This is a genomic window from Nocardia brasiliensis NBRC 14402, assembly GCF_000308475.2.
GTDB classification, from domain to species: Bacteria; Actinomycetota; Actinomycetes; order Mycobacteriales; family Mycobacteriaceae; genus Nocardia; species Nocardia brasiliensis.
Window position 1 is genome coordinate 1 of the sequence record NZ_BAFT02000054.1, and the last position, 25701, is coordinate 25701.

24 protein-coding genes and 1 pseudogene are annotated in these 25701 nt (G+C 68.3%); 14 read left to right on the forward strand and 11 right to left on the reverse strand.

What is annotated here, in order from left to right; translation table 11 throughout:
* Positions 1-442, reverse strand: a pseudogene (locus TY25_RS44055) (hypothetical protein); the annotation flags it as partial.
* Positions 443-1072: 630 nt separating this feature from the next.
* Here TY25_RS44055 and TY25_RS16220 point away from each other — a divergent pair.
* Positions 1073-2329, forward strand: coding sequence for a hypothetical protein (locus TY25_RS16220; protein WP_042257075.1), 1257 nt, complete (start codon positions 1073-1075; stop codon positions 2327-2329).
* A 230-nt stretch (positions 2330-2559) separates the two neighbouring features.
* Positions 2560-3033 (forward strand): transcriptional regulator NrdR, encoded by a 474-nt coding sequence (gene nrdR / locus TY25_RS16225; protein ID WP_029900639.1) that lies wholly within the window; start codon positions 2560-2562, stop codon positions 3031-3033.
* Positions 3034-3563: 530 nt separating this feature from the next.
* Here nrdR and hrpA read toward each other — a convergent pair.
* Positions 3564-8012 carry an ATP-dependent RNA helicase HrpA gene (gene hrpA / locus TY25_RS16235; protein ID WP_042257077.1) on the reverse strand — a complete coding sequence of 1483 codons (4449 nt, stop codon included), beginning with the start codon at positions 8010-8012 and terminating at the stop codon, positions 3564-3566.
* A gap of 127 nt (positions 8013-8139) precedes the next feature.
* Between hrpA and TY25_RS16240 the strand changes: the two genes are divergently transcribed.
* Both TY25_RS16240 and TY25_RS16245 read left to right on the forward strand, forming a co-directional pair.
* The gene (locus tag TY25_RS16240) at positions 8140-8766 is read left to right on the forward strand and encodes a Pr6Pr family membrane protein (RefSeq protein ID WP_042257078.1); all 627 of its coding nucleotides are present in this window, start codon (positions 8140-8142) and stop codon (positions 8764-8766) included.
* A gap of 82 nt (positions 8767-8848) precedes the next feature.
* Positions 8849-10072, forward strand: a complete 1224-nt coding sequence (locus TY25_RS16245) for an aminotransferase family protein (RefSeq protein WP_042257080.1) — start codon at positions 8849-8851, stop codon at positions 10070-10072.
* A gap of 53 nt (positions 10073-10125) precedes the next feature.
* On the opposite strand, the gene TY25_RS16250 is transcribed toward TY25_RS16245, so the two are convergent.
* On the reverse strand, positions 10126-10638 hold the full coding sequence (locus tag TY25_RS16250) for a GNAT family N-acetyltransferase (RefSeq protein WP_226887241.1): 513 nt from the start codon (positions 10636-10638) through the stop codon (positions 10126-10128).
* Positions 10639-10777: 139 nt separating this feature from the next.
* Between TY25_RS16250 and TY25_RS16255 the strand changes: the two genes are divergently transcribed.
* On the forward strand, positions 10778-12409 hold the full coding sequence (locus TY25_RS16255; RefSeq protein ID WP_081868921.1) for an acyl-CoA synthetase: 1632 nt from the start codon (positions 10778-10780) through the stop codon (positions 12407-12409).
* A gap of 6 nt (positions 12410-12415) precedes the next feature.
* Here the strand turns inward: TY25_RS16255 and TY25_RS16260 are convergent, their stop codons facing one another.
* Complete coding sequence (locus TY25_RS16260) at positions 12416-13144, reverse strand: SDR family NAD(P)-dependent oxidoreductase (RefSeq protein WP_052383008.1); 729 nt, start codon at positions 13142-13144, stop codon at positions 12416-12418.
* A 285-nt stretch (positions 13145-13429) separates the two neighbouring features.
* Between TY25_RS16260 and TY25_RS16265 the strand changes: the two genes are divergently transcribed.
* The 4 genes from TY25_RS16265 (at position 13430) to TY25_RS16280 (ending at position 16677) form a co-directional block, all read left to right on the forward strand.
* The gene (locus TY25_RS16265; protein ID WP_063602733.1) at positions 13430-14467 is read left to right on the forward strand and encodes an AraC family transcriptional regulator; all 1038 of its coding nucleotides are present in this window, start codon (positions 13430-13432) and stop codon (positions 14465-14467) included.
* Positions 14468-14551: 84 nt separating this feature from the next.
* Positions 14552-15229, forward strand: a complete 678-nt coding sequence (locus tag TY25_RS16270; protein WP_042257085.1) for a DUF5134 domain-containing protein — start codon at positions 14552-14554, stop codon at positions 15227-15229.
* Positions 15230-15278: 49 nt separating this feature from the next.
* Positions 15279-15983 carry an ECF RNA polymerase sigma factor SigK gene (gene sigK, locus TY25_RS16275; RefSeq protein ID WP_052383009.1) on the forward strand — a complete coding sequence of 235 codons (705 nt, stop codon included), beginning with the start codon at positions 15279-15281 and terminating at the stop codon, positions 15981-15983.
* Complete coding sequence (locus TY25_RS16280; RefSeq protein WP_042257086.1) at positions 15976-16677, forward strand: anti-sigma factor; 702 nt, start codon at positions 15976-15978, stop codon at positions 16675-16677. Before sigK ends, TY25_RS16280 begins: the two co-directional genes overlap by 8 nt.
* Positions 16678-16991: 314 nt before the next feature.
* On the opposite strand, the gene TY25_RS16285 is transcribed toward TY25_RS16280, so the two are convergent.
* The 3 genes from TY25_RS16285 to TY25_RS16295 form a co-directional block, all read right to left on the reverse strand.
* A complete protein-coding gene (locus TY25_RS16285) occupies positions 16992-17666 on the reverse strand; it encodes a PhzF family phenazine biosynthesis protein (protein WP_042257087.1) in 675 nt (224 codons plus the stop codon).
* A gap of 150 nt (positions 17667-17816) precedes the next feature.
* Complete coding sequence (gene ahpD, locus TY25_RS16290) at positions 17817-18356, reverse strand: alkylhydroperoxidase, AhpD family (protein ID WP_042257088.1); 540 nt, start codon at positions 18354-18356, stop codon at positions 17817-17819.
* Between the two features lie 53 nt (positions 18357-18409).
* On the reverse strand, positions 18410-18997 hold the full coding sequence (locus TY25_RS16295) for a peroxiredoxin (protein WP_014986752.1): 588 nt from the start codon (positions 18995-18997) through the stop codon (positions 18410-18412).
* A 124-nt stretch (positions 18998-19121) separates the two neighbouring features.
* On the opposite strand from TY25_RS16295, the gene TY25_RS16300 reads away from it, so the two are divergent.
* Positions 19122-20030, forward strand: a complete 909-nt coding sequence (locus tag TY25_RS16300) for a hydrogen peroxide-inducible genes activator (protein WP_042257090.1) — start codon at positions 19122-19124, stop codon at positions 20028-20030.
* A gap of 479 nt (positions 20031-20509) precedes the next feature.
* Positions 20510-20935, forward strand: coding sequence for a gamma-glutamylcyclotransferase family protein (locus TY25_RS16305; protein ID WP_052383010.1), 426 nt, complete (start codon positions 20510-20512; stop codon positions 20933-20935).
* A 13-nt stretch (positions 20936-20948) separates the two neighbouring features.
* Here the strand turns inward: TY25_RS16305 and TY25_RS16310 are convergent, their stop codons facing one another.
* Together TY25_RS16310 and TY25_RS16315 are read right to left on the reverse strand one after the other, a co-directional pair.
* The gene (locus TY25_RS16310) at positions 20949-21266 is read right to left on the reverse strand and encodes a hypothetical protein (RefSeq protein WP_052383011.1); all 318 of its coding nucleotides are present in this window, start codon (positions 21264-21266) and stop codon (positions 20949-20951) included.
* Between the two features lie 3 nt (positions 21267-21269).
* Positions 21270-21575: a hypothetical protein gene (locus TY25_RS16315; protein ID WP_201773675.1), complete on the reverse strand. Its 306-nt coding sequence runs from the start codon at positions 21573-21575 to the stop codon at positions 21270-21272.
* A gap of 103 nt (positions 21576-21678) precedes the next feature.
* Here TY25_RS16315 and TY25_RS16320 point away from each other — a divergent pair, with 103 nt between their 5' ends.
* The 3 genes from TY25_RS16320 to TY25_RS16330 all read left to right on the forward strand — a co-directional run bounded on the left by TY25_RS16320 (position 21679) and on the right by TY25_RS16330 (position 23284).
* The gene (locus tag TY25_RS16320) at positions 21679-22269 is read left to right on the forward strand and encodes a TetR family transcriptional regulator C-terminal domain-containing protein (protein WP_042257097.1); all 591 of its coding nucleotides are present in this window, start codon (positions 21679-21681) and stop codon (positions 22267-22269) included.
* Between the two features lie 77 nt (positions 22270-22346).
* Positions 22347-23081 carry an SDR family NAD(P)-dependent oxidoreductase gene (locus TY25_RS16325; RefSeq protein ID WP_081868915.1) on the forward strand — a complete coding sequence of 245 codons (735 nt, stop codon included), beginning with the start codon at positions 22347-22349 and terminating at the stop codon, positions 23079-23081.
* A complete protein-coding gene (locus tag TY25_RS16330; RefSeq protein ID WP_042257102.1) occupies positions 23081-23284 on the forward strand; it encodes a tautomerase family protein in 204 nt (67 codons plus the stop codon). Before TY25_RS16325 ends, TY25_RS16330 begins: the two co-directional genes overlap by 1 nt.
* Positions 23285-23342: 58 nt before the next feature.
* Here TY25_RS16330 and speD read toward each other — a convergent pair whose 3' ends face one another.
* Together speD and TY25_RS16340 are read right to left on the reverse strand one after the other, a co-directional pair.
* Positions 23343-24545, reverse strand: coding sequence for an adenosylmethionine decarboxylase (gene speD, locus TY25_RS16335; RefSeq protein ID WP_042257103.1), 1203 nt, complete (start codon positions 24543-24545; stop codon positions 23343-23345).
* Positions 24546-24583: 38 nt separating this feature from the next.
* The gene (locus TY25_RS16340) at positions 24584-25696 is read right to left on the reverse strand and encodes a type III PLP-dependent enzyme (protein ID WP_052383012.1); all 1113 of its coding nucleotides are present in this window, start codon (positions 25694-25696) and stop codon (positions 24584-24586) included.
* Positions 25697-25701: the final 5 nt, after the last annotated feature.

Consider the following 25701-nt stretch of genomic DNA (forward strand, 5'->3'; position numbering starts at 1 on the left):
TGCCGTTGCCGTTGCCGTTGCCGTTGCCGTTGCCGTTGCCGTTGCCGTTGCCGTTGCCGTTGCCGTTGCCGTTGCCGTTGCCGTTGCCGTCGCCGTCGCCGTCGCCGTCGCCGTCGCCGTCGCCTCGGGTTGGGTTGGGTTGGGTTGGTGTGAGCGAACGGGAGCGGTTGCGGCGCGTCGTCCGGCGTTGGCGTGGTGCAGCTCTGCGGGCTGCTTGAAGGGGTGGCGGGTTCGTGCCGGGGGTGGAGCGGTCCGGCGATCGAGGGTTCTGCTGAGGATTGGAGTTGGTGCGGGGGCTGGGGGAGTGAGTCTTGGCTCGCGGGGGTTTGCCGGGGTTGAGGTCGGGCGATTCACCTTGCAGTGCAGCTGCTGCGGTGGCGAGTGGCCGGCTTTGTGACGGGAGGTGTCGTGGGGTGGCGAGTGGCCGGTCTTGCCGGTGCATCCGCTCGATGCGGTGTAGGGGTGGAGGGTTCCGGGGGCGCAATCCTGAACGCTGCGCGTGCGTGCAATGGCGTGCGTGTTCCCGCACCCTTTCCGGGTTCCCGCACCTCGACTTGCCGTGCGACACGCCGTGTTTGGGATGGGAAAGGTGCGGGAAGGGTGGGCTGTGCCTGGGATGTCGGCCCCGCAGTGTGCGGCAGTCGCGTTAGGGCGGCCCGGACTGCGCGTGGGCGGCTTCTCGCACCTGTTCTGTGTTCGCGCACCTCGACTTGCCGTGCGACACGCCGTGTTTGGGATCAGAAAGGGTGCGGGAAGGGGGGATGTAGCCCTATCGGGCTGTGCCTGCGATGTCAGCCGCGCAGCGCGTTAGGGCGGCCCGGACTGCGCGTGGGCGGCTTCTCGCACCTGTTCTGTGTTCGCGCACCCCGACTTGCCGTGCGACACGCCGCGATTGGGATCGGAAGGGGTGCGGGAAGGGGTGATGCGTGGGGGATTCGGGTTATCGGCCTGCAAAGTGGCCGGAATTGTCGATTGCTGTCTGGGGCATGTTGCTAGTGTGCTGAAACGCGATCTGGCAGGGGCTCTTGCCAGACGTTCCTTTCGTCGGACGAGCGAGTCGGGACAGCCAGCAATGACGTACTTCGCCACTACCGGACGCTCGGTCCGGCTTCTTGCCGGAATCGCCGGGCTCGCTGTGAGTCTCGTGTTCGGGATCGGCGCGATCCCGGTCGCGCAGGCCGCGCCCGTTTACGCGACGTTCCTGGATCTGCCCGCGGTGAACGGGGACGGTACGGGCGGGGGTGGGCTGAATCCGGCGCTGCCCCTGGATGAATCGACGTTGGTCGAAGCGGTCGAAGCGGCGCGGGCCGACGGGGTGCCGCCGCGCCGGTACGCGACCCTGCTGCATCAATACTGGTTGGTCGTTGCCACGCGCAACGCCGATATCGACCTCGCGGGCTGGGATCCGGCACGCGGCGTGCGGGCCAACGAGCGCACGTTCAATCAGGTGTACGTCAACTATCTGCGGCTGACGACGCAGCATCCGGAGTTCTACTGGGCGGGGCTGGCCGGCATCGCGGGCGGCTCGTTCGCCTCCGGCTTCTTCGATATGAGTGATGTGGGGGTGGCGCTCGACGTGCCCGGCATCCAACAGCTCGGCAACACGGTCGCCGACCTGTTGCGCGGCTCCCCGCCGGAGCTGGTGCGCGACCTGCCCGCCGACATCCGCCTGCTCGCCGCCGAAGGTGCGCGGCTCACAGCGCAGGACGTCGCCTGGTACCAGACCCGGCTGATGATCATGCAGAAGCACATTTTCACCGACCTGGTTCCGATGCACGAGGCGTACGTGGCGCTGGGGATGCGCGGGATCGACGAGATGACCGCGGCGGGCATTCTCGACGCCGATATCCACACCGCGTGGCAGTCCATCGCCCGCGGAACCCAGGACGGTTACGTCGACGCCCTGATCAGAATGACCGACCGGGAACAGAACCGGGTGATCGCCGACCAGTGGGACGAGACGGCGGCGGGTCGCGCTCCGATCGGGCGTGTCCTCACCTATGTGAGCACGATCGCCGGCAAACCGGCGGTGCCGGGCGTGCGTGCGCCCGGGGTGTTCGCGCCGGCGACGGTCCGGGCCGACCTCGGCGGCCGCACGATCGCGCTGCGCACTCCGCTGCCCGACTTCAACTGGGCCGACCGCGACACGCGCTGGACCTACATCACCGGTGACCTCGTGCCGCGCCACATCGACCTGGCACAGAATCCGGTGCTCGGGCCCGCCGTGCTCGGGGAACCGTTCTGGAACAAACTCGCCCGCGGGCGGCTCGTGCCGCGCCTGCCCGAGTTGATCGCCGACCTGACCTCACAGTGGCAGGTGGCCGAATAGGACCGTCCGCGCGGCGGCAGATGTGGCAGTGACGGTCCCGCTACCGGGTGAGTGAGACAACCCAGGTACCCGGACAGGTATCCTCGAAGTGCTATGCAGGTATTCCGCGTATCGTCTGAGGTTTACCTGGTGCCGGGGTCTAGGCCCCTGTACACGTGCTCGCCGGGACGGTCACCCCGATCGGTTGCCGGGCCGGCCGCGAGCACTCGCATCGACGAAGGATCTCTCGGATGCATTGCCCGTACTGCCGACACCCAGACTCGCGGGTGGTGGACTCGCGTGAGGCCGACGAAGGCGCGGCCATCCGCCGCCGCCGCGCGTGCCCGCACTGTGGGCGGCGGTTCAGCACCGTGGAAACCGCGATCCTGTCCGTGGTCAAGCGCAGCGGCGTCACCGAGCCGTTCAGCCGGGAGAAAGTCATTCGCGGCGTGCGCCGCGCTTGCCAGGGCCGTGAGGTCGACGACGACGCCCTGAACCTGCTCGCCCAGAAAGTGGAAGACGCGGTGCGCGCCAAGGGTTCTCCGGAGGTGCCCAGCCATGAGGTCGGCCTCGCCATCCTCGGTCCGCTGCGCGACCTGGACGAGGTCGCCTACCTCCGCTTCGCCTCGGTGTATCGCTCCTTCACCTCTGCGGAAGACTTCGAACGCGAAATCCAGGAGATGCGCAAGGCGCGCGCCGACGCCGCCATGGTGCCCGCCGAATAGTAGGTTCCTCAGCACACCGCGAACGCGCGCGTCGGCATCGAACTCCGCCACAGCGCGCGGATCATCGGTGTGACACCGCGGGATACGACGATGCTGCGACTCGGGTACGAGGCCGATGCCATCCCACGACGGCCGTGGTGGACTGCCAGGCGGACGGCGGCGATGCCGCGTTCGATCCGCTTGGCGGACACCGGATATGGGCTGCCGACCTCGGTCATAACGCGCGGATCATCGGTGTGACACAGCGGGATACGACAATGCTGCGAGCCGGGTACGAGGCGTATGTCCACGCCAACCGCTTCCCGCTCCGCGCCGACGTCACCCCTGCGGCGGTCATCGTGCGACCGCCGAGGCCGCGGTCGACTTCCGGGTGATGCTGGGACGGCAGGCGGCGTTCGAGCGCGAAATCGGCGAACTGATCCGTAGGCGAAAGTGCGTCGCCACCAGCAAGGCAAACTGGCGAACTGCGTCTCGCGTCGGCGTGTGGAAACTCGCGAGAACGCGCCTTGCGGTCAACCGTCACGACGCGCTCAGCGGCGAACGGCGGCGATGGCGCGCTCGATTCGCTTGGCGGACACCGGGTATGGGGTGCCGAGTTTTTGGGCGAACAGGCTGACTCGGAATTCCTCCAGCATCCACCAGATCTCGGTGACGGCCGGGGCGCCGCGCCGGTTCTCCGGTAGGGAGTTCACGAGGCGGTCGTAAGCGGCGATCGCGCGATCCAGCTCGGCCATGCTCTGCCGATCGCGGACCGCGGAGCCGGGCAGGGCCTCCAGGCGGGCGACGGCACCCTGGAGATAGCGGGGGAGTTCCCGTAATCGGGTGCTACCCCATTCGGAGACGAAACCGGGGAACACCAGGTTGTCGAGCTGGTCGCGTACGTCGTCGGCGATATCGCGCTCGGTGGTGTCGGCCAGCGCGGCCGAAACCCGGTGCGCCTCTGCGAGAATCGGGACGAGCAGGCGCACCAGCCGAGCGACCGCCGTGGTCAGGTCCGGGCGGATCTTCGCGACCAGTGCGGTGAAATCGTCCGGGCTGCGCACCGGCCCGCCCGCCGCGGCGATGAGTTCGTCGGCCGCCGCCGCGCGGCAATCCTCGACGAGCGCGTCGATCGATCCGTATGGATTCTGGCTCAGCGCAAGGCGATCCGTGGGCGGCAGGCTCGCGGTGACGGTGCGCACCGAGGTCGGAATGGCGTTGAGCACGAGCGCGCGGGTGCCCGCCCGCATCGCACTGGCTTGCGCGGCGGGCGAACTGAGCACGCGCACGGCCACGCCGTCGCCCTCGGGCACCAGCGCGGGGTAGCCGGTGACGGTCTGTCCCGCGACCTCGCGCCGCACCGTCTCCTCGACCGTGCCGAGCGATTCCGAAGTCCACACGGCGGCGGGCGCGCGTTCGGCGCCCGCGGTCGCCCGCGCCACCGAAGCGGACACCTGTTCGGCCAAACGGGTTTTCAGTGCTTGCAGACTCTTACCGCTGGCCAGCACTCGGCCGTCGGCGTCGACCGCCGCGAACGTCATCCGCAGATGATCGGGCAGGGCGCTCGGATCGAGGTCGCCCGGGTCGATGGTGATCGAGCCGAGGCGCGACAGTTCTCGGGCCAGCCCGGTGCGCAACGGTTCCGCGCGGGGCGTGAGCGCGGCGAGCGCGGCGGCGGCGAAATCGGGTGCGGGAACAACGCTGCGCCGCAACGCTTTCGGCAGGGTCTTGATCAGCGCCGCAGCCAGTTCGTCCCGCATGCCGGGTACCAGCCAGTCGAAGCCGACCGCGCGCACGTGCGCGAGCTGCTCCACCGGGATGCGCACCGTGACGCCGTCTTCCTCCTGGCCGGGCTCGAACTGATAGGTCAGGGGGAAGCTGAGTTCGCCCTGCCGCCAGGCGTCGGGGAAGGCGGCGGGGTCCAGCGCCGCGGCGTTCTCGTTGACGACGGTATCGGTCGAGAAGTCCAGCAGCGCCGGATCTTTGCGGGACGCGCCCTTCCACCATTTGTCGAAATGGCGCACCGAGACGATATCGGCGGGCAGCCGCTTGTCGTAGAACTCGAACAGCACGTCATCGTCGACCAGGATGTCGCGGCGGCGGGCGCGATGCTCCAGATCGGCGACGTCGTCGATCAATTCGCGATTACGGTGGAAGAACTCGTGGCGGGTCTGCCACTCGCCCTGCACCAGCGCATGCCGGATGAACAGCTCGCGCGACAGTTCGGGATCGATGCGGCCGTAGTCCACCTGCCTGCCGGTGACCAGGGGGATGCCGTAGAGGGTGACCCGCTCGTAGGCGCTGGCCGCGCCGCGCTTGGCCGACCAATGCGGTTCGGAGTAGGTGCGTTTCACCAGATCTCCGGCGAGCCGCTCGGCCCACTCCGGCTCCACCTTGGCCGCCATCCGGCCCCACAGGCGCGAGGTCTCGACGAGTTCGGCCGCCATCACCCAGCGCGGTGGCTTCTTCGCCAGCGACGAACCGGGGAAGATCATGAACTTCGCGTTGCGCGCGCCCAAGAACTCCCGGGACTCCGCCTCGCGCACACCGATATGCGAGAGCATGCCCGCCAGCAGCGCCTGATGGATGCTGACGGAATCCCAAGGCATGTCCTCGGATTCGAGCGCCGCGCTACCCGCAGCCTGCGGGCGATCACCGCGCCGCCCCCGCCTCGACCCGCGCGAGCCGCCCGCAGCGTCCGCCGCCGCGTCGCCGTCGCGCCGGTCCGCAACGGAACCACCGCGGCGCGACCGACGACCACGTCCCTCGCCCGGCCCGCCCCCGGACTGCCCCCGGCCCCCATCGTTTCCGACGCCGTGCTCGACTCCGCCTCGACCGCGCTCGCCCCGGTCACGACTGTCGCCTCGGTCACCCGTAGAACCGCCTCGGTCACCGTCGGCCCCGCCTCGGTCACTCGCGTCCTCGGCCGAGCCGCCCCCGCCTCGCCCGCTCCCGGCGTCGTCCAAGCTGCCCTCGCCCCGGCCGCCTTCGTTCCAGCCACGACCTTCGCCTCGGCTACCCGCAGCCCCGCCTCGGCCACCGCCGGCCCGGCCACGCCCACCCCCGCCGCCTTCGGCCGCACCACCACTGGTCCGCCCCGCATCCTCGCCCGCCTCAGACCAGCCCAGCCCCCTGGTGATCGTGCGCAGCTGACCGTGCAGGTCCTGCCACTCCCTGATGCGCAGATAATGTAGGAACTCCTCGCGGCACATCCGACGGAACTGGTTGGACGACAACGATTTCCGCTGTTCGGTCAGGTAGTCCCAGAGTCGCAGGTAGGCCAGGAAATCGGAGCCCTCGACGACGAACCGGGCGTGCTTGGTGTCGGCGGCTTGCTGATGGTCGGCCGGACGTTCACGGACGTCCTGGATGGACAGTGCCGCGACGATGATCAGCACCTCGGCCAGGCAGCCGGTGCCGTGCGCTTCGACCAGCATCCGCGCCATGCGCGGGTCGACCGGCAGTTGCGCCATGTCCCGGCCGATCGGGGTGAGCGTCAATCCGTAGTCGTCGGTACGGGCTTCGGGTCCGGACTTGCCGTCGGTGCGCCGGCCCAGCGCGCCGAGTTCTTCCAGCAGCGCGATGCCGTCGCGGATCGCCCGCCGGTCGGGTGCCTCCACGAACGGGAAGTTCTCGATATCGCCGAGCCCGAGCGCGGTCATCTGCAGGATGACGGCGGCGAGGTTGGTGCGCAGGATCTCCGGTTCGGTGAACGCGGGCCTGGCCTCGAAATCGTCCTCGGAGTAGAGCCGGATGCAGATGCCGTCGGCGACGCGGCCGCAGCGCCCGGCGCGCTGGCGGGCCGAGGCCTGTGAGACCTTCTCGATCGGCAGGCGTTGCACCTTGGTGCGCATCGAATACCGCGAGATGCGTGCGGTTCCGGGGTCGATGACGTAGCGGATGCCCGGCACCGTCAGCGAGGTCTCGGCGACGTTGGTCGCCAGCACCACGCGACGGCCCGGATGCGGCGCGAACACCCGGTGCTGCTCGGCGGTGGACAGGCGGGCGTAGAGCGGCAGGATCTCGGTGCGCGGCAGTTTCAGGTCGCGCAATGCGTCCGCGGCGTCGCGGATCTCGCGTTCGCCGGACAGGAAGACCAGCACGTCGCCGTCGCCTTCGGCGAACAGTTCGGTGACCGCGTCGCCGATGGCGTCCACCGGGTCGCGGTCGACCACCGTGGTGTCCTCGTCGTCTTCGTCGGCACCGGGCAGTTCGAGCGAGAGCGGCCGGTAGCGCAACTCGACCGGATAGGACCGGCCGGACACCTCGACGATCGGTGCGGGCGTGCCCTTTTCGTCGGCGAAATGCCGGGCGAACAGTTCGGGGTCGATGGTCGCGGAGGTGATGATCACCTTCAGATCGGGCCTGCGCGGCAGCAGCTGCTTCAGGTAGCCGAGCAGGAAGTCGATATTGAGGCTGCGCTCGTGCGCCTCGTCGATGATGATCGTGTCGTAGCGGCGCAGCAGCCGGTCACGCTGGATCTCGGCGAGCAGGATGCCGTCGGTCATCAGCTTGATCAGGGTGCGGTCGGAGGCGTGGTCGGTGAAGCGGACGGTGTAGCCGACGACGTCGCCGAGTTCGGTGCCGAGTTCCTCGGCGATGCGTTCGGCGACGGTGCGCGCGGCCAGCCGGCGCGGCTGGGTGTGGCCGATGGTGCCGCGGATGCCGCGGCCGAGTTCCAGGCAGATCTTCGGGATCTGGGTGGTCTTGCCGGAGCCGGTCTCGCCCGCGACGATCACCACCTGGTGCGCGGCGATGGCGGCGGCGATATCGTCGCGGCGCTGGGTGACGGGAAGCTGCTCCGGGTAGCGGATCTGCGGCACCGCCGCGCGGCGCGCGTCGATGCGGAGTTCCGCGGCGGCGATCTCCGCCTCGACCGCGCCGAGGTCGCCGCCGCGCGCCCGGTCGAGCCGGCGGCGCAGCCGGTATTCGTCGCGGAGGGAGAGATTCGCCAGGCGGGTGCGGAGCTCGCGGGGTCCGGTATCAGCTGTCCTGGTCATTGCATCGATAAGCGTAGCGAAGGAAGGCAACCGGTATTTCCGGTAGGCGGTGCGCCAGGGTTGCCACAGATGTGCGGTTCGTCCGGATCTACCGGGTGACCACGGGTTGATATGCGAGGATCGGGCGATGAGCGCCGATACGGGCACGGCTTTGTTCTATCGGATTCTGCGGGTCGCCTTCGGTGTGCTCGGCGCTGTCGCGCTGGCCTGGATCCCGCTGCGCGATCTGCACGAGGACACGTTTTCCATCGGAAACTACTTCAGCTTCTTCACGATTCAATCGAACGTGCTCGGCGTGCTGGTACTGCTGATCGGTGGTCTGGTGGACCCGCAAAGTCACCGCTGGCAGGTGGTGCGCGGCGCGACGACGCTGTATCTGCTCATCACGGGTGTGATCTACGCGGTCCTGCTGGCGAATATCGACGTGATGCTGACCGATCGCTGGATCAACGACGTCATGCACCGGGTAATGCCGATCGTGCTGGTGGCCGATTGGGTGCTGGTCCCGGCCAGGGCGCGGGTGGGGCTGTCGCCGCGCTTGATCGTGCTCTGGCTCGTCTATCCACTGATCTATGGCGCGTACACCCTGATCCGTGGCCCGTTCGTGGACTGGTACCCGTATCCGTTCATCGACCCGCGTGGTCAGGGCTATATCTCCCTGACCATCGGCCTGATCGTCTTGACCGGCGTCTTCACGTTGCTGGCCGTCGCCATCGCCGCGGTCGGCGGCCGGGCCCGCTACCGTGCGTCATGAGCGGGCCGGGCGAACGTGGTACTGGCCATACCCGGGCGACGGGATTCGTTGGGCGACACCTTCCTGAGGTAAAGGTGGACACATGAACTCGCTATGGCACGGTTTTGCCGACATGGGTGCGGTCGAGCGGGACGGCGCGTTCGTCGTCGCGCGGGGCGAGGGCGCCTATATCTACGATGCCGCGGGCAAGCGCTATCTGGACGCCACCGCCGGACTGTGGTTCACCAACGTCGGGCACGGGCGCGGCGAGATCGCGGACGCGGTCGCCGCGCAGCTGCGCCAGATCGCGCACTACTCGAACTTCGGCGACTTCGCCGAGCCGGCCACCCAGGAACTGGCCGAGCGGCTCGCCGCGCTGGCGCCGGTGCCGGGCAGCAAGATCTTCTTCACCTCGGGCGGCTCGGACTCGGTCGACACCGCCGCCAAGCTGGCCCGCCGGTACTGGCACGAGCTCGGCCGCCCGGACAAGACGATCGTGGTCGGGCGCAGCAAGGCCTACCACGGCATGCACGTCGCGGGCACCGCGCTGGCGGGTATCCCGGTCAACCGCGAAGGCTACGGCGAGCTGATGGCCGACGCCCGCACCGTCGACTGGGACGACGCCAAGGCGCTGCTCGCGCTGATCGAGGAGATCGGCGCCGAACGCATCGCCGCGTTCTTCTGCGAGCCCATCATCGGCGCGGGCGGCATCTACCTGCCGCCGCAGGGCTATCTCGCCGAGGTGCGGCGGATATGCCGGGACCACGACATCCTCTTCGTCGCCGACGAGGTGGTCACCGGTTTCGGCCGGATCGGCGGCTCGTGGTTCGCCTCGTCGCGTTTCGACCTCGAGCCCGACCTGATGACCACCGCGAAGGGCCTGACGTCCGGCTACCTCCCGATGGGCGCGGTGTTCATCGCCCCGCGCGTCGCCGAGCCGTTCTTCAGCGGCGGTGTCTGGTGGCGGCACGGCTACACCTACGGCGGGCACGCGGGTTCGGCCGCCGCCGCGCTGGCCAACCTCGACATCGTCGAGCGGGAGAACCTCCTGGCCGAGGCCGCGCGCCTGGAATCCACCCTGCACGCGAAGCTGGCGCCGCTGGCCGAGCATCCCCGTGTCGCGGAGGTGCGCAGCGGACTGGGCGCCGTCGCCGCGGTCCAGCTGGTGGATCCGGCAGAAGGGCTGCCGATGGTGAAAACCCTGCGCGCCCACGGTGTTTCCAGCCGTGCGGCGGGCCAGGGCGCGATGCAGATCTCGCCGTCGTTCGTGATGACCGACGAACAGGTCGACGAGCTGGTCGCCGGTTTCACCGCCGCACTCGGCTGAGCCACTGCTCGCACGCACCGCAGCGGTGCGAAAGGGCAAGGGGCGCGGTGGTTTCAGAGTTGGCGCGTCATGAACGTGCTGTACGGGTCCACCCGGTACTCGCCGAATGGTGGGCACGACACGAAACCGTGTGCGGCATAGAGCTTTTGCGCGGGCTCGAAGAACTCCGGCGTGCCGGTCTCCAAACTGACCCGGCGATAGCCACGCGCGGTGGCCTCGGCGAGCAAGTGCCGCAGCAGGATCGAGGCGACGCCGCGTCGTTTGTGCGTCGCGGCGGTGCGCATGGACTTGATCTCGGCGTGCTCGGCGTCCAGTTCCTTCAGCGCCGCGCACCCCGCGAGCACCGCGCCGTCCCAACCGCTCCAGAAGGTGATCTCCGGGCGGCGCAGCGCGTCCAGGTCGAGGGCGTGCATGCTCTCGGCGGGGGAGTTCGCGGCCATGTCCGTGAGGTGTTCGGTGAGCAGCGCGGCGATCTCCGGTCCGGTGAGGTCGTCGACTGCGATGCGCAAGGCGAGGCCGGAGGTCTGCGCGGGCCCGATATCGGACTGGTCGGTATCGCTGGACATCTGTCGATCATGCCGCGCCGGGTGGCCGCTCGCATCCGGAAAACGAGTGCTCGACGGGACCCCGCCGGACGCGCTTTACTGTGAAGGCACTCGCCCGCACTTTTCGATGGACGCGGTTGTCCGGCCAGGGGGTCAGATGATGAAGCTCGCCGAGGTCGCCACCCAGGCCGCGGCGGTCGCGCGCCGGGCCGTCGACGAAACCTATTACGCCACTTTGGCGGTGCGGGCCGGTCTGGTGACGCCGGAATGGCCGGACCGGCTCGCCAGGATGGGTGCGGCGGTCTATCGATCCGGCTTGCTCGGCGGGCTCACCGGGGTGGCGGCGGTGCGCTACCGGGATCGCGCCGCCCTGATCGACGAACTGGGCACGCTCACCTTCCGGGAGCTCGACGAGCACACCACCGCGCTGGCCAACGCCTGGCGGGTGCGCGGCCTGCGCGACGGCGAGACCGTGGCGATCCTGGCCCGCAACCACCGCGGCTTCCACTACGCGGTGTTCGCCGCGGCCAAGTGCGGCGCTCGAATCGTGTTACTCAACACCGATTTCGCGGGCCCGCAGCTGCGCGAGGTGGTCGCGCGCGAGGGCGCCGACCTGCTGGTCTTCGACGAGGAGTACACCGAGATCCTCGGCGATCTCACCGCGCCGCGCGGGCGCTACCGGGCCTGGGCCGAGGAACCCGGCGTCGGCACGCTGGAGAATCTGATCGCGGGCGCGCCGCGGACCCCGTTGCGCCGCGCCACCACCACCGCGAAGGTCATCCTGCTGACCAGCGGCACGACCGGAACCCCGAAAGGCGCGCCGCGGCGTGATCCGACCTCGCTCGCGCCGCTGGGCGCGCTGCTCGACAAGGTGCCGTTCCGCGCCAAGGAGATCACCGAATGCCCGGCGCCGCTGTTCCATACGCTCGGCTTCGCGCACGTGGCCCTCGCGCTCGGTTTCGGTTCCACGCTGGTGCTGCGCCGCCGATTCGACCCGCAGGCGGTGCTGGACAGCATGCACCGGCATCGTGCCACCTCGCTGATCGCCGTGCCGGTGATGCTGCAACGCCTGGTCGATCTGGGGCCTAGAGCTCGTGTGGGACACGACTTCTCCGCGCTGCGGATCATCTTCGTCGCCGGCTCGCAGCTGGGCGCCGACCTCTGCACCCGGGTGACCGACGCGTTCGGCCCGGTGATCTACAACCTGTACGGCTCCACCGAGGTGGCCTACGCGACCATCGCCACGCCCGCCGATCTGGCCGTCGAACCCGGATGCGTGGGTCGTCCGGTCTCGAGCGCCACCGTGAAAATCCTCGACGACGACGGCAATGAACTGCCGCCGGGACGCACCGGTCGGATCTTCGTCGGCAACAACTTCCAGTTCGAGGGCTACACCGGCGGCGGGGACAAGGCGCGCGTCGGCAAGCTGATGTCCAGCGGGGATGTCGGCCACTTCGACAGCGCGGGCAGGCTTTTCATCGATGGCCGCGACGACGACATGATCGTCTCCGGCGGTGAGAACGTCTTTCCCGGCGAGGTGGAGGAGCTGCTCGCCGCGCATCCGGCGGTCGCGGAGGTGAGCGCGTTCGGCGTGCCGGACGAGCGGTACGGGCAGCGGCTGCGCGCGGTGCTGGTGGTCCGGGAAGGACATACCCTGGCCGAGGACGAGGTGCGCGAGCACGTCAAAGCGCATCTGGCCCGGTTCAAGGTGCCGCGTGACGTGCTGTTCGTCGACGAACTCCCGCGCAACCCGACCGGGAAGGTGCTCAAACGCGTGCTGCGCGAGCTGTGACGGAGGTCAGCGCGTCCGCCCGTTGCGCGCGAAGAAACTGCGCAGCAGCTCGCTCGGCGGTCGCAAGGCCCGCAGGCCCCTGGGCGCGGCCACGCTGATCAGCCCGCCCCGCTGCCGGACCACCGCCTCGACCACCGCGTCGGCGACCGCCACCGGATCGGTGATCGACCCGGCCGCCACCGTGCTGACGGTGACACCGCGCTCGGCGAGCTCGTGATCGAGTGCCGCGCCGAGCCCCACCACGCCGTGCTTGGTCGCGCAGTACACCGCGACACCCAGCGCCCCGGTCACGCCGGCCGCGGTGCCGATGTTCACGATCTGGCCGTGCCCGCGGGCGGCGAATCGTTCAGCGGCCAAACGGGTTCCGGTGACCACCGCGCGCAGGTTGATATCGATCTGGTGATCGGATTCGGCCTCGGTCTCGGCGAGGAACGGACCCGACGGCAGCACGTCGGCGGCGTTCACCACGACATCGAGCCCGCCGAGCTTGCGTTCGGCGTAGCCGAGAAAGCTCGCGAACCGGGCGCTGTCGGTGACATCGAGGGCCAGCCCCACCACGGTGCCGCCGTGCATCCTGGCGAGCTGGTCGGCCACCGCGCGCACCGAGCCGACATCCACGTCCCCGATCACGACGTCGGCGCCTTCCGCCAGGAAAGCCAGTGCGGTCTCGCGCCCGATGCCGTGCGCGCCCCCGGTGATCGCGATCCGTTTGCCAGCGAGTGTTTTTCGAGACATTTCGTTCTGCCCACCTTTGTCTCTGTCCAACGCTAGGGTGTCGCTGGGTGGCGTTCCATGCGATATCGGGTCATGAGTTTGCGCAATCCGGCCAGCGCAGGGCGGGCTGCTGTTGTCCATGCGGACACCGGCCAACGTTGTTACGAGGTGCGGCCACTGCGGCCTGGTATTAAGAACCGGTCGGGCGGTTTTGTTGCTGATAACCAATGTCCTTGGGGCAGCGGAACATACGATCTCCGGCCAAAAACCTTGCGCATATCGGCCATAGCAGGCAACGATGGATACGTGGCCTCATGGGAGTGGCGGCGGTCGGTGACACACGCGGTGATCCTCGTCGAGCTCGGAGAAGATCACGGTCTGACCCAGTCGCAGTGCCTGCACGGCACGGAAGTCGACCCCCGCCTGCTGAAGACGCCCGGTGCGGAAATCACCGCGGCACAAGAGCTGGGCATAGTCCGCAATCTCGTCACGCAGCTCGGCGACCCGCCGGGCCTCGGCCTCGAAGCCGGCTCCCGCACGCACATCACCACCCTGGGGGTGTTCGCGCTCGCGGTGCTCAGCAGCCCGACCATGGGTCAGGCCATCGACGTCGCCATGCGCTACTTCAGCCTGATGACCTCCTTCGCGCGCGCCTGGCACGTGTACCGTGACGACGAGATCTGGCTCTACGGCGACGACCGTGACCTGCCTGCCGAGCTGCGCGCGTTCCTCGCCGAACGGGATGTCTCAGCGCTGCTGACGAATTGGTTCCTGGTGTTCGGCGTGCCGCCGCCGGTGTTGCGCGCCGAGATCGCGGGGGGACTGGGTCCGCGGTTGGCGCCGATCCTGGAACAGTTCGAGATCCCGAGTACCGAGTCCGCCGAACTGCAACTGGCCGTGTTCGATGCCGCCGACGTGGACGCGCCGATGCCGCAGGCGAGTCCGCTCACCGCGCAGCTCTTCGAGGAACAGTGCGACGAACTGCTACAGCGTCGGGGCCTGCGCCAAGGCGTGGCCGGTTCGGTGCGTTCGGTGCTGATGCACCGGATGAACGGCCGGCTCAGTCAGGAGGAGGTCGCCGCCGGACTGCACATGAGCCTGCGCACCATGCGCCGCCGGTTGGCCGATGAAGGCACCTCCTACCGCAGGCTCTGCGCGGAAACCTTCGGCACCCTCGCCGAGGAGTTGCTCGCTACGGGACTGACCGTCGAGGACGTGGCCTACCGGATGGGATATTCGGGCGCACCGAGCTTTTCGAACGCGTTCAAACAGTGGCGGGGTGTGTCGCCGGGGCGTTTCGCGCGGACCGCCGCCGATCGGTACCGGACGTCGGTGAGCCACTGACGTCGTTCGCCGTTCCCCAGTTCCGATCAATGCGAGCATGGAGGGGGATCGATCCCCGGTCGCCGCGGCGAAAGGTGGTGGGGTGTGGCGCAGTTCGTGCAGCAGTACGCCGCGTTGCGGTGGGCGGTGGTCGCGGCCTTCTTGCTCACGGCGGGAATCGTGGTGGGGCGGATGGTCGCACCGGTCGCGGTGCCGGAACACGCTCGGCACCAAGGTGCATCGGGACCGGTAACGCGCGGCGGGTACGCCGAATCCGACGCCGCGCACCTGATCATGTGTTTGGTCATGCTCGCGATGCTGGTGTTCCCGGCCGAGGCGAACCCGATCGCCCTGCGCAGTGTGCTGACCGCATTGACGGTGGTCTTCGCGGCGTTGCTGCTGGTGCGCCTCGCGGAACCGCGCACCGGAGAGCAGCGGTCACCGGCCACCGACCGGCTGGTCCCGCTCGGGTATCACACGGTGACCGCCGCGGCCATGCTTTACGCCATGTCCGGGCACATCCCCTCCGGACACGCCGACGGGCCCGCTCCGGTGCCCGCGCTGATGCTCGCCGGGCTTTTCGCCGCCGACGCACTGCTCGTCACGGTGCTGGGCGCGTCCGGCCGTCCGGGCGTCGACACGCCCGGCTACCTGGGCGTTGTACTCAGGTCGGGCGGGTGTGTCGCGGTGCTGGCCGGCCCGCGCCGACGCTGGGCGATGGTGCCGCACGTGGTGATGGACCTCGGCACCGCGTACATGTTGATCGCCGCGGTTTCGAGTTGACCGGCGCCGCAGACCAATCCGCGCGCCATCGCAAACCGAACCCCTGTCTATGCAGGCAGGTGATTCGGCCATCGGCAAGCCCGGTTCTGCGTCCTGGTACCGGTTCGGGAACCTGGTGCCGGACGGTATCGGCGAGGATGCGGCGATCGTCGCGTGTCCACGGCCGAGCGCCGCTGCTCGACAGCGATCCGCGCTCGTCAACCGCGAACTGACCGCCCTGCTGGCCGCGATCGGCACCGAGGACCGGGCCGCGTTCACCGAGTTCTACCGGCGCACCAGCGCCCGGGTGTTCGGGCTCGCCGTGCGGATCCTGCGCAGCCACGCCACCGCGGAGGAAGTCGCGCAGGAGGTCTACCTACAGGTCTGGTCGCACGCCGCACGCTACGACCCGGCACTGTCGAGCCCGATCGGCTGGCTGATGATGCTCGCGCATCGCCGCGCCGTCGACCGGGTGCGCGCCGAAGCCGCCGCGGCCGGGCGCGAGCTGGCGTTCGCGCACGCGCACGCGGGCCGCGATCACGATGTGGTCGCCGAATCGGTGACACAGCGGATGGAGGAGCAGACCGTCGCCGACTGCCTGGATACGCTCACCCCGACCCAGCGGGAAGCGATCGCCCTCGCCTACTACTCCGGGCGGACGTACCGTGAAGTGGCCGATCATCTCTCGGTACCGCTGCCCACCGTGAAAACCCGCATCCGTGACGGGCTGAAGAGACTGGAGAAATGCTTGTCCGGAGAAGGCGCCGATGGCTGAGGTCCCGCCGCGCTCGGACGCGGAACTACTCGACCTCGCCTATCCGTGCGCGCTCGACGCCGTCGCCGAGATCGAGCGCAGACATATCGAGGAACGGCTCGAAGCCGCCGATCCGGCTGTGCGGCAAGCCTTTCTGGACACCGTGTGGCGGATGCGCGAGGTGATGGCGCGGGTCGCCGCCCTCGACGCGCAGGAACCGCCGCCGGAACTGGAGGCCCGGATTCTCGCCGCGCTGCCGGACGAACGGACGGGTCCGCCCGCGAGATGGTCGCGGCGCATGCGCTGGGCGGTCCCGGTCGCCGCCGCGGCGTGCCTGGTGATCGGTGGTGTGGTTGTCGCCGACCGGATCAACGACACGCCCGCACAAGTACCGAGCGCGGAGCAGGCGAGCCGCACCCTGGCCGGGCCGGTCACCGGCGGCGGCTCGCTCGTCGTAGAGATCTCGCCCCAGCAGCGGATAGCCCGCGTCGCCTTCGACGGGGTGGCGCAACCACCCGCCGATCACGTGTACCAGGTCTGGTTGCTGGCCGGCACGCAACCCCGCTCAGCTGGCGTACTGGCCGAATTACCCTCCGCCGCAAAACCATTCGTCACACCATTCGCCCCGGGCGAGCAACTGGCGATCAGCGTGGAACCCTCGGGAGGATCGCCCGCCCCGACAACAAGCCCCATCGCGGGGGTGGTACTGCCCTGAGTCGCGCAGGGCCGTCTGTCGGGACGATGCGCTCTGCCGAATTGCCTTTTGCGGCAACGACGTTGGATGCTATATCCGTGCTCATAGGGGGTGCGCACGGCCCAGCATGTTCGCGCCGAGGAGTCGCTTGTGTTCCGCGTGGAACCCTGGCGGATGGGTCGGCTTTGCCGACGACTCCGATCAGGGTGGTGTTGCTCCTGATGGTTGATACCGAATGTTCGCGCCGAGGGGAGGGGAGCCGGGCGCGCCTGATGCGTGGATCCTCGCGGATACCCGTTGGTGCGCAACGAGACTCGGGGCGGGCGGAAAGCGGTTCAGATCTCCACGGTTCGGTCGGCGACTACTCGGCCGCCGAGGCGGACCCAGCCGTCGGAGTCCCAGCCGGTGAACAGTTGGGAACCCTGGCCCTGGGTGATGATCAGGCTGCGGCGTAGTTGCGCGGTGATGGCGACGGCGGCGGCGCCGGTCGCCTCGTCCTCGGCGATCCCGAGGGTGGGGGCGAACATGCGCGAACGCAACGTCCCGCGGTTCTGGTCGGTCCAGGTCCACAGATAGTGCGGGCCGCCGGTGAAGTCGTCCGGTCGCAGCGCGGCGAGTTCGTCGGCGTCGGGCAGTTCGTGGAAGGTGAAGTTCGGTGTCCACTCCGCGCGGGCGGTGATCCAGGTGAGACCCTCGGCGAGTTCCACCGCGACCGGCCCGGCCGGGACCTCGAGTCGCTCGATCGGGGTGTGGTGCTCGGCGAACCACCAGGCGGTGCCCACACTGGGGTGTCCGGCGAAGGGCAGTTCGACGGTCGGCGTGTAGATCCGCATGCGGGCGACGCCGTTCACCGCGTCCTCGACCACGACCGTCTCGCTGTATCCGGCCTTGGCCGCGAGCGCCTGGTGCTCGGTGGCGGCCACGTCGGCGGCCCGTGCGATACCCAGCTCGTTCCCGAAACGCCCCGCGCTGTCGGTGAACACTCGCACAACATCTACCTGTGTCCCCATGAGCGCCGAGCCTACTCGGCACCGGCGACAGCTACCGCCCGCGTGACGGACACCACGCGTCCTACGGCGAATCGACGCTGGTCAGTGGCGTGCGAACGAAGAAGGCCGCCGTTTCGGTGCGTGAAACGGCGGCCTTCGGTACCCGAGCGATCAGACCGTGGCGCCGGCCAGCGCTTCGGTCGACTGCACAGCCTGGCCGACTCCGGCGACGATCGCGGCCGCACGCAGCGACTCGAAGATCACCTCACGGGACACGCCGGCCTCACGCAGCGTGTGCTCGTGCGCTTCCAGGCAGTGCTGGCAGCCGTTGATCGAGGAGACCGCGAAGGACCACAGCTCGAAATCGGCCTTGTCGACCCCGGGCGTGCCGATGATCTGCATCCGCAGACCGGCCCGCAGGTCGTCGTAGCGCCCGTCGAGGAACGCCTTGCCGCGATAGAAGACATTGTTCATGCCCATGATCGAGGCGGCGCCGAGCGCGGCGTTGTAGGCCTGCTCGGACAGCACGTCGGCGGCTTCCTCGGCGATCTCGCGCAGCGTGCTCGCCGACCGGGTCGCGGCCGCCGACGCCAGCAGGGTGCCCCACAGCTGCTGTTCGTTCAGCACGGTGGTGCGCGCGAGCGATGACAGATTGAGCTTGAGGTCCTTGGCGTACTCGGGGAGGGAGTTCTTCAGGTTCTCAATGCTCATATGTCGTAATCCTTCTCTGGTTCACTGAGTTTCGTAGTTCTGCGAGGGTTGCGTCAGACGCTCGCGGCGAGCAGTTCGCCCGCGTTGATGGTCGGATCGCCCTTCTTCCAGTTGCAGGCGCACAGCTCGTCGGACTGCAGTGCGTCGAGCACGCGCAGCACCTCGTCGACGTTGCGGCCGACCGAACCCGCGGTCACCGAGACGAACTGGACCTCGTTGTTCGGGTCGACGATGAAGGTGGCCCGGTCCGCGACGCCGTCGGCGTTGAGAACGCCGGTGGCGGTGGCCAATTCGCGCTTGAGGTCCGACAGGATCGGGAACGGCAGGGTCTTCAGATCCTCGTGCTGGGCCCGCCACTGGAAGTGCACGAACTCGTTGTCCACGGAGGCGCCGAGCACCTGCGCGTCGCGGTCCGCGAATTCCTCGTTGAGCTTGCCGAACGCGGCGATCTCGGTCGGGCACACGAAGGTGAAGTCCTTCGGCCAGAAGAACACGATGCGCCACTTGCCCGCGTGATCGTCGCTGGTGATGGTGGTGAAGTAATCGTCAGGCTGCTGAGCGTCGACCTTGGACAGGTCACCGCCGATGACGGCGGTGAGGTTGTATGCCGGGAATTGGTCGCCGATGGTCAGCAAGGCCATGCCTAATCTCCTCAGTTCTGGGTGGGTTTGCTAGCACTGTGCAGAAAAGCAGAAAAGCTCCCTTTCGATCTTGCCGAAGGGCTAGTGAAAGGTAAAGGTGATCAGTCGCACTACACTGATAGCCGTGACCGATCAGACTTATCAGCCGACCCTGTCACAGCTGCGTGCGTTCGTAGCGGTCGCGGAATACCGCCACTTCGGCACTGCCGCAGCGCGGCTCAGTGTGAGCCAGCCCACGCTATCGCAGGCGCTCGCGGCCCTCGAACACGGGTTGGGGCTGCAGCTGATCGAGCGCAGCACGCGGCGCGTGCTCGTCACCGCGGCGGGGATGCGCTTGCTGCCCAAGGCGATGGCAACGCTCGAGGCGGCGGATCGATTCGTCGCGTCGGCGACCGGCGACGGGCTCGGCGGGTCGCTGCGGATGGGCATCATCCCGACGGTTGCCCCGTATGTGCTACCCGGTCTTCTGCCAGAGTTGCGCAAGAAGTTACCCGCGCTCCATCCGCAGGTGATCGAGGATCAGACCGCGCGGCTGCTGGACGGGCTGCGCACCGGCGTGCTCGACGTCGCGCTGCTCGCGTTACCGGCCGATCTGCCCGGCCTGGTCGAAATACCCCTGTACACCGAAGAATTCGTGCTGGTCACCCCGCGCGGTCACGAACTCGCCGGCCGGAAGGATCTCGTGCCTTCGGTCCTGGACTCGCTACCGCTGCTGCTGCTCGACGAGGGGCACTGCCTGCGCGACCAGACCCTGGATGTGTGCCGGTCCGCCGAAATCCATCCGGCGGCGGTCGGCGACACCCGCGCCGCGTCCTTGGCGACGGTGGTGCAATGCGTCGCAGGCGGTCTCGGCGTCACCCTCATCCCAGAGATGGCCGTCGCCGCCGAAACGGCCCGCGGCACACTGGATACCGCCCACTTCGCCACCCCCGCCCCGGGCCGCACCATCGGCCTCGCCTACCGCACTTCCACCGCACGAGCCGACGACTACGAATACCTGGCCGCCATCATCCGCACCCAGCGCCCGGGGTAGGTCGCCCGGCCCGGCGAAAGCTGCTGCGGTGCAGCGCTTTTGATTCTTGGAGGGCATCGATCGGCCGAGGGGGCGCAAACCGAGCGGCGGTCGCCGCGTATCGAGTGCACGCAGCCGACGACCTGGTGAGTGGTCGATGCAAGGCCAGAGGTCCGGACGAATGCTGTGCACAGTCGCCAAAGGCTTGTGTCCAGGGCTTGCGTCGCTGCGTTGCCCAAGGGCTGAACAGGAACACCGATCGGGTCTCTGATGCCCGCGGCGATCAGCGTGCGTCTCGCTGCCGGAGCCGCATCGCTGCCGCACTCGGGCCGAGTCGACTGGTGTGGAGCGTGGAGGGGGGTGATTCCCGCATGGGATCGCGCGATGCTGGGAGCCGTGTTGCTGGCGCATGCGGACTGATTCGACTGGCGCGGAGGGCGGATGCGGGAGACGATCCCCGCATGGGATCGCGGGATGCCGGAGCTGGTCGACTGTCTGCGGTGAACGGTGCTGGGCATGCGCTGTTCGCGTACGGGACATTGCAGTTCCCGGAAATGCTCGAGGTGCTGCTCGGTCGAGTACCGACGCTCACACCGGCCGCCGCGGTCGGCTGGCGGGCCGCCGCACTGCCCGGCCTGCTCTACCCCGGTTTGGTGCCGCACCCCGACGCCGTCGCCCCTGGAGTTCTCATCACCGGTCTCACCGCGGGGGAGTGGCACATCCTCGACACCTTCGAAGACGACGAATACGACCTCCGCCCCATCCTCCTCCAGCACCCGCCCGCCACCCCCTGGACCTACGTATGGACCGGTCCTGCCGCCCAAGACAATTGGGACGCCCCCACCTTCGCCCGCACCCACCTCGCCTCCTTCGTAGTGCACACCCGCGCCTGGCGTGCCGCGACCTGGGACGCGTTGTACGAGTGACCCCCTTTGCGATTCAGAGGTGCGGTCCGATCGCGAGCACGGTGATGATGGAGACGAGTTCGCCGTCGCGTTCGATGTCGGGACCGTACATCCAGTAGACGCGCCAGGCTCCAGGCGTGTGATTCTCGACGTAAGAGTCCCAGACCTTGTTCTTTTCCAAGCCTGGAAAGTTCTGGTAGAGATGCGAATTCAGGCCCGGGTACAGCGGATCTGCCTGTAGCAGACCCAAGGCCTTGTGCACCTTCTTCAGTTTTGTTGCCGTGTTGGGCCTTTCGGCCAGTTTCTGCAATGCGTCGGCGGCGGCACGAGCGAAGCGTAGTTCGTACGCCACCGGTCAGTCCTTGTCCTCGGGATCGTCGGCGTACCGCGTGAAATCGCCGAGGTCCACCGTGTTTCCGGACTCGGCGTCGGTGACGCCCTGCCGGATCTGTTCGGCGAGATGGGGGTTTTTCCACACCATCATCTCGCGTTCCGGAATCGAGACCACCGGCACCAAGACCACCACCCCGTCGCTGTTGATGCGTACCTGATATCGGCGGCCGGGGCGTGCGCCCGCACGTCCCAGTGCGACGCGCCCCCGGGAATCGGCCTCGCTCTCGCCGACTATCTCGAAGTGGCTCAGGTCCAAGGACATTGTCATCGCATTTACCTCCGCACCCATCTTGTCACTGATGCACAAAGTGGGCAATACCCACCTCCAAGTCGAGTTGGCGTTTGTAGACGACCGGTCGTATATTGGGCGCATGGCGCGACCTCGACGGAGTGGAGATACTCGGCAGCTGCTGGTGGAGGAGGGGGCTGCGGGGTTCTTGAGCAGTGGGTATCACGGGACCGGGATCAAGCAGGTGCTGGACAAGGTCGGGGTGCCCAAGGGGTCGTTCTACAACTATTTCGACAGCAAGGAGAGTTTCGGGCGGGCGGTGATCGAGCATCACTCGCTGTGCGTGCAGCGCAGCCTGACCGAGGCGTTTGGGTCGGCGACGGATCCGATCAGCGGGTTGCGCGCGTTCTTCGGCCGCCTGATGGACGAGTTCGTCGCGGCGGATTTCACCGGCGGCTGCTTGATCGCGAATCTCGGCGGCGAACTCGAAGGCAGTGAGCTGCTGCGGGAGTCGCTGTCGAGTGCATGGGGGGCGTGGCGGGATCGGGTCGCCGAGCAGCTGCGCGCGGCGCAGGCGGCGGGGCAGATCCGCGCCGATATCGACGCGACCGAACTCGCCGATCTGCTGCTCGAATCCTGGGAGGGTGCGGTGATCCGGATGAAGATCGATCGGACGCTCGATCCGCTGCACAAGTGCCTGAACCGGCTGCTGGACGACTACTTCCGACCCTGACGGGCCGCGAAAATCCCCCGGTGGTCTAGTCATATCCATTCCAAGACGACCGGTCGTATCAAGAGATGAGGAAGAACATGACCAAGACGGTGATCGTGACCGGATCCTCCAGCGGGATCGGACAGGACATCGCGCGCGCGTTCATCGCGCGCGGCGACAACGTCGTACTCAACGGCCGCGACGCGGACAAGCTCGCCGAGGTGGCCGCGACGCTCGGCGCCCCGGCCAACGTGGCGACCGTCGCGGGCAACATCGGTTCCCCCGCAACGGGTTCGGCGCTGGTGCGCACCGCCGTCGACCGGTTCGGCGGGGTGGACGTGCTGGTGAACAACGCGGGTATCTTCGGCGCGACGCCGTTCGTGGACGTCACCGAGGCCGAACTCGACAGCTACATCGACGGCAACCTCAAGGGCACCTATTTCACCACCCAGGCGGTGGTCCGCCGACTGCGCGAGCAGCAGACGGGCGGCAGCATCGTGAACATCGGGACCGTGCTGGTCGAGCACGCGCTGGCCGGCTTGCCCGCCTCCGCCGCCCTGGTCAGCAAGGGCGGTGTGCACGCACTCACCACCAGCCTGGCGGCCGAACTCGCCGCCGACGGGATCCGGGTCAACGCCGTCGCTCCGGGCGTCATCCGCACCCCGCTCTTCGGCGACGGCGACGAATCCGCTTCTGCCCGGCTGGCTTTGCTGAACCGGATCGGCGAGGTCGCCGAAACCACCGCCGCCGTGCTGTATCTCGCCGACGCCGAGTTCACCACGGGGCACATCTTCCCCGTCGACGGCGGCTATATCTCGGGGCGGGCCGCCTGATGCCCTACGTCAACATCAAGGTCACCGACGAGGGCGTCACCCGGGAACAGAAGTCCCGGTTGATCGCGGGCGTCACCGAACTGCTGCGCGACGTGCTCGGCAAGGACCCGGCCACCACGTTCGTGGTGATCGACGAAGTCGCGCTCGCCAACTGGGGTGTGGGCGGCGTCGACGTCGAGGAGTATCGGCGCGGTCGGTCCTGAACGGCCGAACGCCCCACCGGCCGACGGATTTCCCGGCCGGTGGGGCGTTCGTGACGAGCTACACGCGCAGCGCGTGCGGTTCGATCGCGCCGCGGACCAGCGCGCGAGCGTCGATGGTCTCGGGGCGGTAGGGGAGGGTGACCAGACGATCGGTCATGGCCTGGACCGGATCGTCGACACGCTCGTTCAGGCCGAACAGGAAGGTCCACTCGTGTTCGTCGCTGCCGTACTGGACGACGGTGCCGAACTGCTCGTGGAACCGAGCCCAGGAGCGCTTCAGCGTCTCGTTGCGCCACATGGTCGCGCAGCCCGCCTGCGCGGTGAGCACGCCACCGGGCGCGAGCAGCGCCCGACATCGGGACAGGAACTCCGACTCGTACAGGCGGTTGTGCTGCGCGTCCTCCACCCGCTCGTCGGGCAGGTCGATCACGACGACGTCGTAGCGGGTGCCCGCCTGCGCGGCATCGGCGAGGAAGTCCCAGCCGTCGGCGTAGTGCACCTTGACCGGGCCCTCGCCCTTGACCGCGGCGGCCAGCTCGTCGCTGGTGTAGCCGTAGGGCAGGTGCTCGGCGCACAGCTCGACCTCGAGCTGGTCGATGTCGACGTGATCGACCAGGGTCGCGCCCGCGGCGACCGACATCTGACTGGCCACGCCCTCACCGGAGCCGATGATCAGCACCTTGTCCAGCTTCTCGGCGAGCACGAAGGCGGGCACCATCATGGCCTCGTGGTAGGTCAGCTGGGAGAACTCGGTGGACTGGCGGTCGTCGTCGGAGAACAGGCTGATGCCCTGCTCGGTCCGCGCGATCACCATGTGCTGGAACGGAGTACGGGTGTCGACGATCACCTCGTGCAGGTCCCAGATGCGGGTCAGGCCCGCGCCGACCGGCTCCTCGATCCGCTGCGAGCCGTGCCCGCGGCGGATCACCTGCATGCGAACATCCTTGGGGGAGAGCTTGTCTCGCAGGAGTTCGACGGCTTTCGACGCGCCGGCGCCGATACTGCCGCAGGTGAAGACGTCGACGAAGATGTCGCCGGACTCGGGATAGGTGTGAATCGAGGCGTGAGACTCCGACAACAGCGCGAGGACAGTCACCCCCTGCGGATCGAACTTCTTGTGTACGACATCGCAGATGGTGACGCCCGCGGCGATCAAAGACTCGCGCAACGCCGATTCGAGTTGTTCGAGGTCGTCGCAGAGGGCCGCGTCGACACCACCGAACTCGGCCAGCACATGCCAGCCGGTGAAATCTGCCGTCATGGGCATACTCACTCTCGCCTAGGGGTTGGCAGCCGGCGTCAGCCGGCGGGGCGGGTAGGTTCAGCGCCCGAGACGTGCACGGTCAAGGGCGGAAAACCATTGAAGGACACCGACGAATAACTCGCGGTATAGGCGCCGGTGTCGAGGATCTGGATGCGATCACCGGCTCGCAACGTGGTCGGTAACAGGACCCGCGTGCGTTGATACAGTACATCGTCTCCGTCGCAGGTCGGACCGGCCACCACTGCCTCGTCGACAGGGTCGCCGTCCCGATCCGTGACGAATCGATAGGCGATGTACTCGTTCTCGGTCTCGGCCATACCGTTGTAGCGGCCGATGTCGAGATACACCCAGCGCCGGCCGTCCGGCGCGATGCGCACGCCGACGACCTCGGCGTGGATGACACCCGCCGACCCGACCAGCGCGCGGCCGGGCTCGACCACCACACCGGCGGTGGCGGGCAGGTATTCGGCCACGGCGGCGCCGACCACCGTGGCGATCTCGTCGAGCGCGGGCGCCGGATCGGCGTACGCGATCGGCAGGCCGCCGCCGATGTTCACCGAGGAGACGTGAATATCCTTGTCGGCCAAGGCTTGTACGATGTGGCCGGCTTGCTCGACGCCGATCCGCCAGGCGTTCGGGTCGAGCTGCTGGGAGCCGACGTGGAAGTACGGCCCCGCCACCGTCAGCCCGAGGTCACGCGCCCGCACCAGCAGCCGCAGCGCCTCAGCGGGCGCGCAGCCGAACTTGGTGCCGAACGGGGTGCGCGACTCGGGAGCCGAAGCGAGAAAACGACATTCGACCTCCGAGCCCGGCGCGTGTTGCACGATGCGCAGCAGGTCGTCCTCGGTATCGAAGGCGTAGCGGCGCACGCCGAGCGCGTACGCGCGGGCGATGTCGGCGGCCTTCTTGATCGGGTTGCCGTAGCAGAGCGTCTGCGGCTCGACGCCCAGCGCGAGGCACAGCTCGATCTCGCCGATGCTGGCGACATCGAACTCGGCGCCCTCCTCGTCGAGCACGTGGATGATCTCCGGCACCGGGCTTGCCTTGACCGCGAAGCGAATTCGTGCCGTGGGCATGGCGGCACGGAGCGCGCGGTAGTTCTCGCGCACTCGCTCGGGGTAGATGACAAGGAACGGTGATTCGGGCATAGTTG